This is a genomic window from Lacimonas salitolerans (genome assembly GCF_042677865.1).
GTDB classification, from domain to species: Bacteria; Pseudomonadota; Alphaproteobacteria; order Rhodobacterales; family Rhodobacteraceae; genus Lutimaribacter; species Lutimaribacter salitolerans.
In genome coordinates, this window is sequence record NZ_JBHUDD010000149.1 from 24,546 (window position 1) to 39,472 (window position 14,927).

At 67.0% G+C, this 14,927-nt stretch carries 14 protein-coding genes; 6 read left to right on the plus strand and 8 right to left on the minus strand.

Features of this window, described 5'->3' with window-relative positions:
• Window positions 1-121: 121 nt before the first annotated feature.
• The 5 genes from ACFTOW_RS16335 to ACFTOW_RS16355 all read right to left on the minus strand — a co-directional run bounded on the left by ACFTOW_RS16335 (window position 122) and on the right by ACFTOW_RS16355 (window position 4,816).
• Window positions 122-757: a LysM peptidoglycan-binding domain-containing protein gene (locus ACFTOW_RS16335; protein ID WP_379917643.1), complete on the minus strand. Its 636-nt coding sequence runs from the start codon at window positions 755-757 to the stop codon at window positions 122-124.
• Window positions 754-1,380 (minus strand): rhodanese-like domain-containing protein, encoded by a 627-nt coding sequence (locus tag ACFTOW_RS16340; protein ID WP_379917645.1) that lies wholly within the window; start codon window positions 1,378-1,380, stop codon window positions 754-756. Before ACFTOW_RS16340 ends, ACFTOW_RS16335 begins: the two co-directional genes overlap by 4 nt.
• Before the next feature lie 166 nt (window positions 1,381-1,546).
• Window positions 1,547-2,824, minus strand: a complete 1,278-nt coding sequence (locus tag ACFTOW_RS16345) for a bifunctional folylpolyglutamate synthase/dihydrofolate synthase (RefSeq protein WP_379917647.1) — start codon at window positions 2,822-2,824, stop codon at window positions 1,547-1,549.
• A 103-nt stretch (window positions 2,825-2,927) separates the two neighbouring features.
• Complete coding sequence (accD, locus tag ACFTOW_RS16350) at window positions 2,928-3,860, minus strand: acetyl-CoA carboxylase, carboxyltransferase subunit beta (protein ID WP_379917650.1); 933 nt, start codon at window positions 3,858-3,860, stop codon at window positions 2,928-2,930.
• Window positions 3,861-3,919: 59 nt separating this feature from the next.
• Window positions 3,920-4,816, minus strand: coding sequence for a CPBP family intramembrane glutamic endopeptidase (locus ACFTOW_RS16355; RefSeq protein WP_379917652.1), 897 nt, complete (start codon window positions 4,814-4,816; stop codon window positions 3,920-3,922).
• 158 nt (window positions 4,817-4,974) lie between these two features.
• Between ACFTOW_RS16355 and aroC the strand changes: the two genes are divergently transcribed.
• From aroC to ACFTOW_RS16370, 3 genes are read left to right on the plus strand one after another with little or no spacing between them, the layout of a single operon-like run.
• Complete coding sequence (aroC, locus tag ACFTOW_RS16360) at window positions 4,975-6,078, plus strand: chorismate synthase (protein WP_379917654.1); 1,104 nt, start codon at window positions 4,975-4,977, stop codon at window positions 6,076-6,078.
• A complete protein-coding gene (locus tag ACFTOW_RS16365; protein ID WP_379917656.1) occupies window positions 6,075-6,734 on the plus strand; it encodes an HD domain-containing protein in 660 nt (219 codons plus the stop codon). Before aroC ends, ACFTOW_RS16365 begins: the two co-directional genes overlap by 4 nt.
• Window positions 6,731-7,675, plus strand: a complete 945-nt coding sequence (locus ACFTOW_RS16370; RefSeq protein WP_379917658.1) for an AEC family transporter — start codon at window positions 6,731-6,733, stop codon at window positions 7,673-7,675. The genes ACFTOW_RS16365 and ACFTOW_RS16370 overlap by 4 nt, the downstream gene beginning before the upstream one ends.
• Here the strand turns inward: ACFTOW_RS16370 and ACFTOW_RS16375 are convergent, their stop codons facing one another.
• Window positions 7,676-8,716: an NAD(P)/FAD-dependent oxidoreductase gene (locus ACFTOW_RS16375; protein ID WP_379917660.1), complete on the minus strand. Its 1,041-nt coding sequence runs from the start codon at window positions 8,714-8,716 to the stop codon at window positions 7,676-7,678.
• A 47-nt stretch (window positions 8,717-8,763) separates the two neighbouring features.
• On the opposite strand from ACFTOW_RS16375, the gene mnmC2 reads away from it, so the two are divergent.
• Window positions 8,764-9,444 carry a tRNA (5-methylaminomethyl-2-thiouridine)(34)-methyltransferase MnmC2 gene (gene mnmC2, locus ACFTOW_RS16380; protein WP_379917662.1) on the plus strand — a complete coding sequence of 227 codons (681 nt, stop codon included), beginning with the start codon at window positions 8,764-8,766 and terminating at the stop codon, window positions 9,442-9,444.
• Complete coding sequence (locus ACFTOW_RS16385) at window positions 9,441-10,325, plus strand: DMT family transporter (RefSeq protein WP_379917664.1); 885 nt, start codon at window positions 9,441-9,443, stop codon at window positions 10,323-10,325. Before mnmC2 ends, ACFTOW_RS16385 begins: the two co-directional genes overlap by 4 nt.
• Before the next feature lie 139 nt (window positions 10,326-10,464).
• Here the strand turns inward: ACFTOW_RS16385 and ACFTOW_RS16390 are convergent, their stop codons facing one another.
• Both ACFTOW_RS16390 and ACFTOW_RS16395 read right to left on the minus strand, forming a co-directional pair.
• Entirely contained in the window at window positions 10,465-11,754 is a 1,290-nt protein-coding gene (locus ACFTOW_RS16390; RefSeq protein WP_379917666.1) for an MFS transporter, read from the minus strand.
• 112 nt (window positions 11,755-11,866) lie between these two features.
• Entirely contained in the window at window positions 11,867-13,789 is a 1,923-nt protein-coding gene (locus ACFTOW_RS16395) for a lytic transglycosylase domain-containing protein (RefSeq protein WP_379917668.1), read from the minus strand.
• A 184-nt stretch (window positions 13,790-13,973) separates the two neighbouring features.
• Here ACFTOW_RS16395 and dapA point away from each other — a divergent pair, with 184 nt between their 5' ends.
• Complete coding sequence (gene dapA, locus ACFTOW_RS16400; protein WP_379917670.1) at window positions 13,974-14,849, plus strand: 4-hydroxy-tetrahydrodipicolinate synthase; 876 nt, start codon at window positions 13,974-13,976, stop codon at window positions 14,847-14,849.
• The last annotated feature ends 78 nt before the right edge of the window (window positions 14,850-14,927 follow it).

The window sequence follows — 14,927 nt, forward strand, 5'->3', positions numbered from 1 at the left end:
TCCTGCGTCCCGGGGCGGATATTCCCCCATATCTAGACGTAGAAAGGCGAATCAGTCAATCAAATGTGATTCCCGTTTTGGTAGAAAACGAAGAATCGATTGAATTGATTCGAAACTTTTTTCACCGACGCGGCAGGCGCAGCACCTGACCGACCCGAATATCCTCGGGTCTGGTCAACTGGTCGCGATTCGCCTCGAATATCCGGTCAAAGGCGGCAGGGTCGCCATAGGTGCGTTGTGCGATAACCAGCAGGGTATCGTTGGGCTGAACCACATAGGTGTCGTCCTTCGGCATCTCGGGCCGGGGCAGGCGCGTGGCGATCTCGGTCTGGCCGGTGTCGGACAGGCCATCGCTCATGGCGCGGCCCACGATGGTGTGCAGCAGGCTGCCCGGATCGCCCGGTGCGGTATCGCGCCCGGTCGCGGCGTCAAGCTGCTGCAGGATGCCCCAACTCATCTGCCGCAGTTCTGGTGCCGGGGTTTCGACACTGCGCGGGGCCGGGGGGACGGTCGCGGCAAGGGGGGCGGGTTGCGGAAGCGGTGCCACCGGCACCTGAACCGGCACCACGACCGGCGCGGGCGGGCTGTCGTCGATGGCCGTCATGTCCGACTTGCTGACCTGATCGCGGTCACTCGGCGCGGCGAACTCGCGGTCCGGGCCGGGTTGCAGCATGATCAGCGCCATGGTCAGCGCGACGAACATCACCGCCATCAACGCGATGCGGATCGTTCCGGGGCCGAACGGGACACGGGTCATCCTGCGGGCTCCTTCAGGGTCAGGCCAAGATCGGCCCAGCCGATCACGCCGCCGCGGTACCAGCGCAGCTTTGCCGCCGGATAGCCCGCGTCCAGCAGACCGCGCACGGCACGGCCTGCCATGTCCGACGCAGGACCATTGCCAAAGACCAGCAGATCAAAGGCGGCGTCGAATTCCCACTCTGCCGCATCGCGCCGCGCCCCCAGCGCCTGCAATATGTCGGGCAGAAAGCTGTTTTCGGGCGACAGCGCCGGATAGGGCATCGAGATCGCGCCCGGCAACGAGCCGCGCGCGAACCAGTCGGCCAGCCGCGCGTCGACCAGCAGGCCGGTGCCCTCGGCCACGGGGCCTGCCATGAACTCCAGCACCTCGAGCTCGGCCACGGTGACGACGCCGGGTGCCGCCTGCATCGGCTGCACGCAACTGGGCGGGCAGGCGGGGTCAATCGCCGCGCGCAGGTTGGCGGCGGAGTCAGAGGCCGACAGGCTGCGGCCCACGGTATGGGTGACGCCGTTGCGCGCAAAGCTGAGACCGCGAAGGCTCTCGGTTATCCCAAGCTCCTGCGCCTGCCCGGCTGACGCCGACAGACCGGCCCATGCTACGATGACAAACACAAAACGCATGAAACAAACCACGTATCACCACCATATCTGGGGCCTGAAACCTGAAAGTGGAAAAAAGCCCACCCCGTGGCAAGACATACGAATCGGCTGGTGTCGGGTCAAGCACGACAGTCGGATAAGCAGTGTAAAGACCAGAATTGCCCGCAAGAGTTGTGGGCAGCCAAGCCTACCCGGCCTCTTGCAGGCGCAGAACCGCCCCGGCAAGGTACAGCGAGCCACAGATCAGGATGCGCGCCTGCGGGGTGTGGGCGGTGATCTGTGCGATGGCGTTGTGAATGTCGCGGCCTTCTTGTGCCTCCAGCCCGACATCGCGGGCGGCCTGCGCCGTGGTGGTGGCGGGCAGGGTGTTCGCCTCGCCGGGGATCGACAGGGCGATCAGCCCGTCGGCCACCCGCGCCAGAGGGGACAGGTAGCCGCGCACATCCTTGGTGTTCAGCATCCCGCAGATCAGCCATGTGGGTCGCCGGGCCAGCCCGGCCATATGATCGGCCAGCGCCTCGCCCGCCGCCGGGTTGTGCCCACCATCCAGCCACAGTTCGGCCTGCGGCGCGGCGCGCGCCAGCGGGCCATCGGCCAGCCGCTGCATCCGCGCAGGCCAAAAGGCCTGCGTCACCGCCGCTTCGGCCGCGCGATCGTCCATCCCCAGATGCCGCAGCGCGGTGATGGCGGCCCCGGCGTTCTGGATCTGATGCGCGCCGGGCAGGTTGGGCAGGGGTAGGTCCAGCAGCCCGTGATCGTCCATGTAGGTCATGCGCCCGCGCTCGGTCCCGATCTGCCAGTGCTGGCCATGGGCCAGTATCGGCGCGCCCAAGCGGTTGGCCCGTGCCTCGATCACCTCAAGCGCACAGTCGTCCTGCGGGCCGATGACCACCGGAACGCCGCGTTTGATGATACCCGCCTTTTCGCCCGCGATCTGCGGCAGCGTGTCGCCCAGAAACGCCTGATGATCCAGCGACACCGGCGTGATGATCGTCAGCGCGGGGCGGTCCACCACGTTGGTGCAATCCAGCCGCCCGCCAAGCCCGACCTCAAGCAAGGTGTAATCTGCCGGGGTGCGCGCCATGGCCAGGATCGCGGCGCAGGTCGTGATCTCGAAATAGGTGATCGGCGTGCCGTCATTGGCGGCGTAACATTCGTCCAGCACGTCGGTCAGCGCGTCCTCGGTGATCAGATCGCCCGCCAGCCGGATACGTTCGTGAAACCGCGCCAGATGCGGGCTGGTATAGGCGTGCACGCGGTGGCCCGCGCTTTGCAGCCCCGCACGGATCATCGCCTGCGTGCTGCCCTTGCCGTTGGTGCCCGCGATATGGATCACCGGCGGCAGGTCGTGATGCGGATTGCCCAGCACATCCAGCAGGTGCAGCACCCGGTCCAGCGTGAAATCGATCAGCTTGGGATGCAGGGCCATCATGCGGTCCAGGATGGCATCGGATCGTTGGGTCATGACGGGGGGCCTGTGATCAGGAGAGGGCGCTTGGCATGGGTTCTAGCGCCCATGCACAGCGCGGAAAGGCCGGTTTGCGACCGGAACCGGCAGGGTGCGACGCTCAGGTCTGCTCGGCGGCCTGGGCCTCGGGTTCTTCGGCGCTTTCGGGCACCCCGGGGGCGGGCAGATCGCCGCGCACGGCGGGCGGCAGGGCCATCAGCATCCGGGTGATCGTGATCAGCTCGTCGCGCATCCGCGTGCGCGGGGTCACCCGGTCCAGCATGCCGTGATCCAGCAGGTATTCCGCGCGCTGGAACCCCTCGGGCAGTTTTTCGCGGATCGTCTGTTCGATCACGCGCGGCCCGGCAAAGCAGATCAGCGCATTGGGTTCGGCGATATGCACGTCGCCCAGCATCGCGTAACTGGCCGTTACGCCGCCGGTGGTGGGATGGGTCAGCACGACGATATAGGGCAACCCCGCCTCTTTCAGCATCTGGATCGCCACGGTGCTGCGCGGCATCTGCATCAGGGACAGGATACCCTCCTGCATCCGCGCGCCACCGGCGGCGGAAAACAGGATCAGCGGGCGTTTCAGCTTTACCGCCTCCTGCGCGGCGGCGATGATGGCGTTGCCGACATACATGCCCATCGACCCGCCCATGAAGCTGAAATCCTGCGCGGCTGCCACGATCGGCGTGCGGCCCATGTCACCGCTGGCGACCAGCATCGCCTCTTTCTCGGCGGTCTGTTTCTGCGCGGCGCGCAGGCGGTCGGGGTATTTCTTCTGATCGCGGAATTGCAGCGGATCGGCCAGCGGCTCGGGCACCGCAACCTCGGAGAACACACCACCATCGAACAGCGCGCGAAACCGGTCGCGCGGCGTGATCGGCATGTGATGCCCGCAATTGGTGCAGACGTTCAGGTTGTCGCTGAGTTCGCGGTGAAACAGCATCGTGCCGCATTCGTCGCACTTGCTCCACAGGTTCTCGGGCACTTCGCGGCGCGAGAAGATCGAGTTGATGCGCGGGCGGACGTAGTTGGTGATCCAGTTCATGCGGGCGGGCCCTTGTTGCGACGTTGGCCTCAGATAAGCCCCGGCGGGACGAATTGCAATCAGCGCCGCAGCGCCAGCCGTACCGCAAGCCACAACAGCGCCACCCCCGACAGTTCGGCCAGGAACGGCCGCGACAGCAGCCCGCCCGCCTGTTCGATCTCGCTGACAAGGCTGCCTTGCGGAAACAGGAACAGTGCCAGTCCCGAGTCGGGCGAGGCGTGTTCGGCAAACACCAGAAAGGCAAAGGCGTTGATGGCCAGATGAAACCCCACCGCCGCGCCCAGGGTACCTGTGCGCGCGGTCAGGTCAGATGCCGCCAGCCCGAAAAAGAACGCCCAGATCACGTACTGAAACGCGGGCAGGTTGAAATCACCCGGCTGCCAATGGGCCAGCGCGAACATCACGTTGGGCACCAGCATCCAGATCATCGTGTTGTGATAGCGCGCGGCCAGTTGTTGCTGGATATAGCCGCGATAAAACAGCTCCTCGGCCCCGCTTTGCACGGTCAGCGCCAGAAGCGCCACAGGCAGGATCAGCAGCCATTGGCCAAGGTCGCGCATCAGCATCGCGCCAGAGGGGTCGAACCGGGGCGGCAGCGCCTCGATCAGGGCAAACAGCAGCAGCGCGCCCAGAAAGGCGCGGGCCAGATCGCGCAGGGTGGCACGCGGCGGGCCGGTCAGGCTGGACAGGCCGCGCCGGTGCAGGCGCTGCGCCACCAGCAGCACCCCCAGCGCCAGAAAGCCGAAACTGAACAGTTGCAGCAGCAGTCCCGGCGTCGTGTTGCCAACCCAGACGGCCCGCGCGCTGATCCCCGGTGCCCATGTCAGGAACGCATCGAACAGCCAGCGCAGGCCGCTGTTGATGCCTTCGATCAGCACCACGCCCAGCACCAGCCGCGGCATCGTGGCGGTGGCCTGTGCTGGCGCGGCAAAGGCGGAATGCGGCTGATAGGTCATGGGATGTCCGGGCCCGTGGCGGTGCGCATACACCTAGCCCAAGGCGCGCGGCGGCACCAGAGCAGGGCACTGTGACCAATCGTGCCGCAGCCCGCTGATTGCGCCCTGCGTGGCAATCGGGTAACCCCGACCCCGACCACAGAGAAGGATCGCGCCCCATGTCGCTCAACTCGTTCGGCCATATTTTCCGCGTCACCACATGGGGCGAAAGCCACGGGCCCGCGCTGGGGGCCACGGTGGATGGCGTGCCGCCGGGGGTTCCGGTGGACGAGGGGGCGATCCAGCACTGGCTGGACCGGCGCAAGCCGGGGCAAAGCAAATACACCACCCAGCGGCGCGAGGCCGATCAGGTGCAGATCCTGTCGGGCGTTTTCGAGGGCCAGACAACCGGCACGCCCGTGCAGCTGATGATCGAGAACACCGACCAGCGGTCCAAGGATTATTCCGAGATCGCCGAGAAATTCCGCCCCGGCCATGCCGACATCACCTATTGGCAGAAATACGGCATCCGCGACTATCGTGGTGGGGGGCGGTCCTCGGCGCGCGAAACCGCCGCGCGCGTGGCGGCAGGCGGGCTGGCGCGGGCGGCGCTGACGCAGATGGTGCCGGGGATCGAGATCATCGGCTACATGACCCAGATCGGCCCGCATGGCATCGACCGCGCGCGCCTCGATCTGGGCCAGATCGGGGAAAATCCGTTCTGGTGCCCCGATGCGCAGGCTGCCGGCGACTGGGCCGGATATCTGGACGGGTTGCGCAAATCCGGCAACTCTGTCGGTGCTGTGATCGAGGTCGTGGCTCGCGGCGTGCCCGCGGGCCTTGGCGCGCCGGTCTATGGCAAGCTGGATACAGACCTCGCCGCCGCGATGATGAGCATCAATGCCGTCAAGGGCGTGGAAATCGGCGAAGGCATGGCGGCAGCCACCCTGACCGGCGAGGACAACGCCGACGAGATCTTCATGGGCAACGACGGCCAGCCGGTCTATTCCTCGAACCACGCGGGCGGCATTCTGGGTGGCATCAGCACCGGACAGGACGTTGTGGTGCGCTTTGCCGTGAAACCCACCAGTTCGATCCTGAAACCGCGCCAGACCATCACCAAATCGGGCGAGGCGACCGAGATCATCACCAAGGGCCGGCACGATCCTTGCGTGGGCATCCGCGCCGTGCCGGTGGGCGAGGCGATGATGGCCTGCGTGCTGCTGGATCACTTGCTGCTGCATCGCGGCCAGATTGGGGAAAACCGGGGCCGCATCGGGTGAGTGCGCTGCGCCAGGACTTGCGCGCCATCGCCGCGCGCGAGATGGCGCAGGACAGCGCGCATGACCTGGCCCATCTGGATCGCGTCTGGGCCAATGCCGGCGCCATCGCGGCCGCCGAGGGCGGTGCGGACATGGATGTGCTTTGCGCTGCCACCTACCTGCATGATCTGGTGAACCTGCCCAAGGATTCGCCTGACCGCGCGCAGGCGTCGCGGCTGGCGGCACAGGCCGCCGCGCCGTATCTGGAAGCGTTGGGGATGGGCTTGGGCCAGATCGCCGCCGCGCAACATGCCATCGAGGCGCACAGCTTTTCCGCCGGTATCCCGCCCGAAACGCCCGAGGCCGCGATCCTGCGCGATGCCGACCGGCTGGACGCTCTGGGCGCCATCGGCATCGCGCGCGCCTTTGCCGTATCCGGCGCGCTGGGCCGGTCGATCCACGCGCCGGATGATCCCTTTGCCACCGCGCGTGCCCTGGATGACAGCACCTTTGCCATCGATCATTTCGCCGCCAAGCTGCTGCGCCTGCCCGATGGCATGCTGACCGTCACCGGCCGCGCCATAGCGCAGACCCGCGCGGCCACAATGCGCCGGTTTCTGGGCGAACTGGCCGGGGAAATCGGGGCCGCGCCACCCGACCACTGGCCCGGCGCATGACGGCCATCGCGGACATCCTGCTGCCGATCTTTGCGCTGATCGGCGCGGGCTGGGGGCTGGTGCGCGCGGGCGTTCTGATCCCTGCCGACGCACGGCCGCTGTCGGCCTATGTGATGAACATCGCCCTGCCTGCCCTGCTGTGCGGGGCCATCGCGCGGCGCGATCTGGCTGATGTGCTGCACCCCGGCTACCTGCTGGTCTTTGCCGCGGCCGGGCTGGCGTCGATGGCGCTGGCCTATGCCGCCTTCCGCCTGCGCGGACAGGACCGCGCCCGCGCTGCCACCGCCGGGATGGGCGCGTCCTGCCCCAACTCCGGCTTTGTCGGCTTTCCCATCATGCTGCTGGTGTTTCCCGATCACGCCGCGATGATCCTTGCACTGAATTTCATGGTCGAGAATTTCCTGCTGATTCCCGTCGCCTTGATGGCGCTGGAGCTGTCGCGCCCCCAGGGGCAACGCCCGCTGTGGCGCGTGGTGGCCGGGCTGATCCTGTCGGTGCTGCGCCGCCCGCTGGTGATCGGGTTGCTGCTGGGGCTGGTGCTGTCGCTGCTGCGGATCGATCTGCCCGCCCCGGTGCTGCGCCTGCTGGATCTGGCCGCGGCGTCCGCCGGGGCGGTGGCGCTGGTGGTGATCGGAGTGGGGCTGGCCGGGCTGCGCCTGACCGGCGACCGTGCGGCGTCCGGTGCCATCGCGCTGGGCAAACTGGTGGTGCATCCCCTGCTGGCAGTGGGGCTTCTGGCGCTGTTGCCCCTGTTGGGCCTGCCGGTGCCGCAAGGCGCGCTGGCGATCGCGCTGGTGCTCTCGACCGCGATGCCGATGTTCTCGGTCTATCCGATCTTCGTGCAGGAGTATGGCACCGCCGGTCTGGCCTCGGTCTCGGTGCTGCTGGGCACGCTGGCCTCGGCCGTGACCCTCGGCGTTGCGCTGGCGCTGCTGATCTAGCTAGGCGCGGAACCCGTCGGGGATCGCATCGACGCCCTCCAGCACCAGATCGGCCATCACCTGCGCCACCTTTGGTGCCATGCCAAAGCCGATCTTGAAGCCGCCATTGGCGATGAACTGCCCGGGATACAGCGGATGCGCCCCCAGCACCGGCGCGCGGCTTTTGGAGCGGGGCCGCACCCCGGCCCAGCGTTCGATGACCGGCGCGTCGCGCAGGGCGGGCACGGCGGCACGGGCGCGCGCAATCACGTCGTCAAGCTGCGCATCGGTGGTGCCCGGCGCGTCGAAATCCCGCTCGCTGGTCGATCCCACGGCCACTGTGCCATCGGCATGGGGCACGACATGCACCCCATCCACGAAGAGTTGCGGCGCATCGCGGCGGTCCAGCCGCAACAGCGCCGCCTGTCCCTTGACGCCGTTGCCGAACGTCGCGCCCGTGGCGCGGCTGATCTCATCCAGCCCCGCCACGCCGGTGGCCCAGATCACCGCGCCTGCATCCGGGGCCTCGGCCACCACATTCACCCCGCGCGCGGCCAGCGCCGCCACCAACGCCGCACAGGCGCGGCGCGGGTGCATCCGCGCGCTCAGCGTGTCGTGTATCACCCATCCTGTCGGCGTGTCCGGTGCCCAGCCGCCCATCGTATCGGCGCGCGCGACCTGCCAGACCGCGCGCCCCTGCCACAGCGCCCCGGCGCCTGTGGCTCGCTGATGCGCCAGATCAAGGCCGCGCTCATCGGCCACCGGCTGCACCCGGCCGGTGCGGGCATAGCCCGGATCGATGCCACCCGCCGCCGCCACGTCGGCCCAGAAGGATTCGGCCATCAACAGGCTGTCGAGCTGAAACGCCTTCTTGTCGTTCCAGTTCTCCGGCACATGCGGGGCCAGCGCGCCGACGACGCCGCCGCTGCTGCCCGACCCCGCGCCATGGGGGTCGACCACCCGCACGCGTGCCCCGCGCGTGGCACACATCCAGGCGATCGACAGGCCGAAAATACCCGCCCCGCGCACTGTTACCTCTACTGGCACGTCCGCCATTGCCATCGCCCCTTGCCCGGTCCATCCTGCGCCCCGGTGTAGGGGATGGTGCCATGCAAGACCAGCGTGCAGAGGTGGAATGGCAGGGCGGTGCGGTGCCTGTGTCGACCCGGTTCGACGACCCGTATTTCAGCCTCGACAACGGGCTGGACGAGACGCGGCACACATTCCTGACCGGCAATGACCTGCCCGCGCGGTTCTGCGACGGGTTTCACATCGCCGAACTGGGGTTTGGCACCGGGCTGAACGCGCTGGCGAGCTTGCAGGCGTGGATCGGTGCGGGCGCGCCGGGCCGGCTGCGCTTCACCAGTTTCGAAGGCTTCCCGATGACCGCCCCCGACATGGCGCAGGCGCTGGCCGCCTTTCCGGAACTTGGCGATCTGGCGCAGCCTTTGCTACACACATGGGCGACCGGCGCGCGCGACATCGACATGGGCCACGGCATGACCCTTCACGTGATCATCGGCGATGCGCGCCAGACGGTCCCGGCGTGGACAGGCCGGGCCGATGCGTGGTTCCTTGACGGCTTCTCGCCCGCCAAGAACCCCGAACTGTGGGGGGCAGACCTGATGCAGGCGGTGGCCGATCACTGCGCGCCGCGCGCGACCGCCGCCACCTACACGGCGGCGGGCCATGTGCGCCGGGCGCTGACCGAGGCGGGGTTTGACGTGACCCGCCGCGCAGGGTACGGGCGCAAGCGCCACATGACCGTTGCAAGGATGCCCGCCCCATGACCAAGGGCTACGTGCTGAAGGATTCGAACGCCCGGCTGGGCATCATGCTGATGGTGTCCACCACCTTCGTGTTCGCGATGCAGGACGGGATCAGCCGCCATCTGGCGGGCGAATACAACGTGCTGATGGTGGTGATGATCCGCTACTGGTTCTTTGCCGCCTTTGTCACGGCAGTGGCCGCGCGCAAGGCAGGTGGCATCCGCGCCGCCGCCTCGACCAGCCAGCCTTGGGTGCAATCCTTCCGCGCGGTGCTGCTGGTGGCCGAAATCTGCGTGGCGATCTGGGGCTTTACCGTGCTGGGGCTGGTCGAAAGCCACGCGGTCTTTGCCTGCTATCCGTTGCTGATCGCAGCGCTGTCGGGGCCGGTCTTGGGCGAATCCGTGGGCTGGCGCCGCTGGGCGGCGATCGGCGTGGGGTTCGTGGGCATCGTCATCATCCTGCAACCCGGATACGGCGTGTTCCAGCCTGCGGCGATCATCCCGCTGGTCTCGGCCCTGATGTTCGCGCTCTATGGCTTGCTGACGCGCTATGTCGCGCGCACGGACTCCGCAGCCACTTCGTTCTTCTGGACCGGCACGGTGGGCATGGTGGCGATGACCCTTGCGGGCATGTGGTTCTGGGAACCGATGCGCGCCCCCGACTGGGGCTGGATGGGCCTGCTGTGCCTGACCGGGGCAGGCGGGCACTACCTGCTGATCAAGACCTACGAGGTGGCCGAGGCCAGCGTGGTGCAGCCCTTCGCCTATTTCCAGCTTGTCTTTGCCTCGGTCATGGGGGTGATCCTGTTCGACGAGGTGATCCGCAGCAACGTCGCCATCGGCACCACGATCATCGTGGCGGCGGGGCTGTTCACCTTCTGGCGGGAACGGCAGGCGCGCTAGCAAGGGCGACCCGGGATGTGGGTTGCGATCCCTTCCGGTGCGCCCTTGGTCGGGCGCAGGACTGCGCGGCCCCTGGCACTGCAGGGCAACACGGGTTTCAAGATACCGGCTTTGAACATCCACCTTGAAAAACAGCCTGTCACGAACGCCCCGGGGCCACCTGCGCCACGACCACTGATGTGAGGCCTTCGTAGCTTTTGACGTGCCTCAGGCCACTGAAGGCTGCTGCCAGGAACGACAGCGCGAAAGCTGCGAATACCATCACCAGACCCGCTTGAGGGGATGTGGCCCCGACCACAGCGCCTGCCACCAGCGCGGCCAGGGGGCGCACGCCGTAGATGGCCGTCTGAATGACCGCGTTTACGCGTCCAAGCATGTGGCCGGGCGATACCGATTGCCGGACCGAATTTTGCGCGATCAGCCACATGGACGGGCCAAACCCGAGGATGAAGAAGGCGGCGCAAATCGGCAGCAAAGGCCCCTGTGCCGGAGCCAGATACAGGATCGCCGGCGCCAGTATGGAAATGCCCGGCCCGAACAGCAGCACAAAGTTGGGCGGAATGCGCGAGCCATGTTTGCGGCTTGTCCATGACCCGGCGATCGCACCCGCACCAAAGGCGGCGAGGGCAATTCCGAATGTGCCCGCGCCTATCAGGTAGACGTCGCGGATCATCGGCACCATCGTCACCAGAATCGCCGAAAAGGCAAAATTCCAGAAAATCGCGCAAAGCAGGATCGAGAGCAGCAGGCCGTGATCCATCACGAATTTCCCACCTTCGAGAATCCTGCGAAAGATACCTTGGGTCGTGGTATTGGGTGTGAGCTCGAACACAGGAAGCCGCACCGCAAAACCGAGCGCGAAGGCAGCGCCAAGGGCGGCGAGGGGAAACAACCAGCCTGCGGACAGGTATGAAACCGCGATTCCGATAGCCAGCGGCACGGCGAAGGAGGCCAGCGCACGCGGCAATTCCATGCCGGCATTGGCCCTGCCCAACTCCCTTGATGCCACGACTTTCGGGATTATCGAAAGCGCCGTAAGCACAAACAGCACGATGCCGAAACCTGACAGCACCACGAAAAGGCCAAACCAGAACAGGCTGCCGAAAACCACAGCGACCGCGGCACCGATGAACCCCAAAAGCGAAACCAGTGTCGCGCCGATGGCCAGTGTCCTGTGCTGACAGCTATCGACCAGGATGCCGAACGGGATGGATCCCAAAAGATGCGCCATCGACTGACAGGCGACAAGCAATCCGATGATGCTTGGCCGGGCATCAAAGATCAGGGCGGCCACCAGCGGAACCGAAACAAGCGCGATCTGGTCCGCAATATGAATGCCATAGGCTGCCCGTGTCAGGTGTCTGACCGCCATCATACCTGTTCTCCTGCTGATCTTCAGGAACAGCAATAGAAACCCGAGGCGACGCATTCGACCCGAAACATGCGGTTAAGCACCCATTAGCAATCCCTGCAGAATTCGGCAGAATGCCTCCTGTGCCGACATCCGACAGTGGCGTGCAAGGCCGGGCGCGATCCGCAGCCTACTGGCCGCGCAGCGTGTCGCTCACCAGTTCGCGCGAGAACGGCAGCGGGTGCGGGTCGCGCCCCAGCCTTGCGCGATAGACCGGCAGGCTTTCGGTGACGCGCATCACGTAGTTCCGGGTTTCGTTGAACGGGATATGCTCGATCCAGTCCACCACATCCACCGCACCGGTGCGCGGATCGCCGTTCTCCTGCATCCAGCGGATCGGGCGCGACGGCCCGGCATTATAGGCCGCCGACATCATCACCGGGTTGCCGTCGAACCGCGCCGCGAGTTCGGCCAGATAGGCCGCCCCGAGCGTGGCGTTATACGCAGGGTCCGACAGCACGCGACCGGCATCATGCGCCAGCCCCAGACCGCGCGCCACCTCGGCTGCGGTGGCGGGCATCACCTGCATCAGCCCCTGCGCCCCCGCGCCGCTGACCACGCCCGGGTCAAACTCGCTTTCGCGGCGCGCGATGGCCAGCGCCAGATCAGGCGGCACCGGCAGGTCCATGTCCATCAGCGGATGCAGCGCATAATAGGGGCCGGGCAGGGTGATCCCGCGCGCCGCTGCGGCCTTGCCGATCATCACCGCCAGATGCGGCTGATCCAGATCCAGCGCCATCTGTCCCAACTGCCCCAGCTCGGTCCGGCTCAGCGTTTCGGCCAGATGGGTGAAGAACTGCTCGGCCAGCGACACCTGCCCGGCATTCAGCGCCAGAATACCCGCCGCGAACACGCGGGAGCGGGCAAATTCCGCCGCGCGCCAGTCCGGAAATGTCTCGGTGCCCGCCAGCTCAGGATCAGAGGGCAGGCCCCCGCGTTCCGCCGCCAGCAGCCCGTAAAAGCTGGTCTGATGCGCGGCCCCTTCGGCATAGGCCAGCATCGCAGCCTCGTCATCGCCCAACGCCTCCTGCGCGCGACCGATCCAGTACCCGGCCCGACCCAGCGAGATCGGGGTCGCCACCGCCGCGCGGAATCGCTGGAAATGATCCAGCGCCAGCGCAGCATCGTCGAGGTAGTGCAGCGCCAGATAGCCGGACAGCCATTCCAGGTCGGCATAGGCCGACCCTTCGGTCAGACCGTGACCGGACGCCAGCGCATAGGCCTGTGCCGGGCGACCGCCGCGCATCTCGGTCCGCGCCAGATAGCGCCGCCAGCCGGTCCATGCCTCGGCGCGGCCCAGCCCGTCGGACATGTCAGACCGATCCAGCATCAGGGTGATCGCGCCGTCGGTCAGCCTCTTGGCGATGCGCCAGTTGAACCTGTCATGGGCCAGCCCGGGGTCGTCCTTCAGCGCGGGCGGCACGGCGGCGATCAGCCCGTCCACCCCGTCGGTCTGCCCCTGCAAGGCCAGTCGCGCGGCGGCCAGCGCCTGCCAGTCGGCCCGCACCAGCGGCAGCATCCGCCGCGCATCGCTGGCCATGCCACGCCACAGCGCCATGTCCAGCCGCGCCACGTGATGCGGGGTCAGCAGATCGGCATGCCGGGCAAGGAACTGCGTCTGTTCCGTGTCGTTCAGGCCCAGCGTGCGCCAGGCCAACACCAGCCCGGCCTGCGCCTCGCCCCCCTGTCCGGCGGCGATCTGCGCGCGCGCAAGGGCCAGCGCCCCCCGGCCGGTCTGCGGCGTGTGATCGGTGAAGAATCGCCGTATCTCGTCATCCGTCGCCGTCTCCACCGCCGCCTCGGCCCGGCGGCGCAGCAGGTCAAGCCCCGGCCAGTCGGGGTTGCGCGTCAGAAACGCCAGCGCCTCGCCCAAAGTGCCGCGCCCGGCCCGCAGCCGATACCACTCCACCAGGTCGCCCGCCGGGTCCCCCGCACGCTCGGCAAGCGCCTGCGCGGCCACGAAATCGCCGCTGCGGATCGCATCCAGCGCCGACACCAGCGGTTTCGGCCCCTCTTGCGCGGAGGCAACGCCGGGCAACGCAAGGACAAGCATCAGGGAAAGACGGCGCAACATCTCTTGCATTTTCCAATCGGACAAAGGATAGAACAGCGCCAGCCTATCCCCGGTCCTCCAGGCCCGCAATTCACGATGGCGCCATGGGGGCAATGACCGGTGGATCAGGTGCGAAACCCAAGTGCGGGGTGTCCAGCCCCGGAAAGATGAGAAGGAGCGTGTCATGTTCAAGGGAAGCCTTCCTGCCCTGGTGACGCCGTTCAAGGACGGCGCAGTGGACTATGAGACGCTCAAGAAACTTGTCGACTGGCATGTGGACGAAGGCTCGCACGGGATTGTTCCGGTGGGCACCACCGGCGAAAGCCCCACCCTGACCCATGCCGAGCATGAGCGTGTGATCGCAGTGGTGGTCGAGGCCGCCGCCGGCCGTATCCCCGTGATCGCGGGAGCCGGCAGCAACAACACCGCCGAGGCGATCCGCTTCATGCAATACGCCGAGCAGGTGGGGGCCAATGCGGCGCTGGTCGTGACGCCCTATTACAACAAGCCCACGCAGGACGGCATGATCGCGCATTTCACCGCCCTGCACGATTGCTGCGACCTGCCGATCATCATCTACAACATCCCCGGTCGCTCGGTCGTCGACATGATGCCCGCCACCATGGGCAAGCTGGCACAATTGCCGCGCATCATCGGGGTCAAGGACGCCACCGGCGATCTGGCCCGCGTGCCGCGCCAGCGCATCACCTGCGGCACCGACTTCGTGCAGCTGTCGGGCGAGGATGCGACCGCGCTGGGGTTCAACGCCCATGGCGGGGTCGGTTGCATCTCGGTCACCGCCAACGTGGCCCCGCGCCTGTGCGCCGAGTTTCAGGAGGCGACGCTGGCCGGCGATTACGCCACCGCGCTGGACCATCTGGACCGGCTGATGCCTCTGCACGACGCCATCTTCACCGAGCCGGGCCTGTGCGGCGCGAAATATGGCATGTGGAAGCTGGGCCTGTGCTCGGACGAAGTGCGCCTGCCGCTGGTGGGCCTGACCGAGGCGACGAAGGAAAAGATGGACGCGGCCATGCGCCACGCCGGGCTGATCAACTAGGGTCTGTTGACGTTTAAGGATTCCCATATCGGCTTCGAAGTGATTCAAGGTTGCCAAATGGGAGGTGACCTTGATCCG

Excerpts from the sequence above, each read along its gene's own strand:
- ACFTOW_RS16370 (WP_379917658.1), top strand. The coding sequence starts at position 6,731 with ATGACGGCCATCGCGGACATCCTGCTGCCGATCTTTGCGCTGATCGGC.
- ACFTOW_RS16340 (WP_379917645.1), bottom strand. The coding sequence starts at position 1,380 with ATGCGTTTTGTGTTTGTCATCGTAGCATGGGCCGGTCTGTCGGCGTCA.
- ACFTOW_RS16395 (WP_379917668.1), bottom strand. The coding sequence starts at position 13,789 with ATGCTTGTCCTTGCGTTGCCCGGCGTTGCCTCCGCGCAAGAGGGGCCG.
- aroC (WP_379917654.1), top strand. The coding sequence starts at position 4,975 with ATGTCGCTCAACTCGTTCGGCCATATTTTCCGCGTCACCACATGGGGC.
- ACFTOW_RS16375 (WP_379917660.1), bottom strand. The coding sequence starts at position 8,716 with ATGGCAATGGCGGACGTGCCAGTAGAGGTAACAGTGCGCGGGGCGGGT.
- accD (WP_379917650.1), bottom strand. The coding sequence starts at position 3,860 with ATGAACTGGATCACCAACTACGTCCGCCCGCGCATCAACTCGATCTTC.
- ACFTOW_RS16385 (WP_379917664.1), top strand. The coding sequence starts at position 9,441 with ATGACCAAGGGCTACGTGCTGAAGGATTCGAACGCCCGGCTGGGCATC.
- ACFTOW_RS16355 (WP_379917652.1), bottom strand. The coding sequence starts at position 4,816 with ATGACCTATCAGCCGCATTCCGCCTTTGCCGCGCCAGCACAGGCCACC.
- ACFTOW_RS16335 (WP_379917643.1), bottom strand. The coding sequence starts at position 757 with ATGACCCGTGTCCCGTTCGGCCCCGGAACGATCCGCATCGCGTTGATG.
- dapA (WP_379917670.1), top strand. The coding sequence starts at position 13,974 with ATGTTCAAGGGAAGCCTTCCTGCCCTGGTGACGCCGTTCAAGGACGGC.
- ACFTOW_RS16390 (WP_379917666.1), bottom strand. The coding sequence starts at position 11,754 with ATGCGTCGCCTCGGGTTTCTATTGCTGTTCCTGAAGATCAGCAGGAGA.
- ACFTOW_RS16345 (WP_379917647.1), bottom strand. The coding sequence starts at position 2,824 with ATGACCCAACGATCCGATGCCATCCTGGACCGCATGATGGCCCTGCAT.
- mnmC2 (WP_379917662.1), top strand. The coding sequence starts at position 8,764 with ATGCAAGACCAGCGTGCAGAGGTGGAATGGCAGGGCGGTGCGGTGCCT.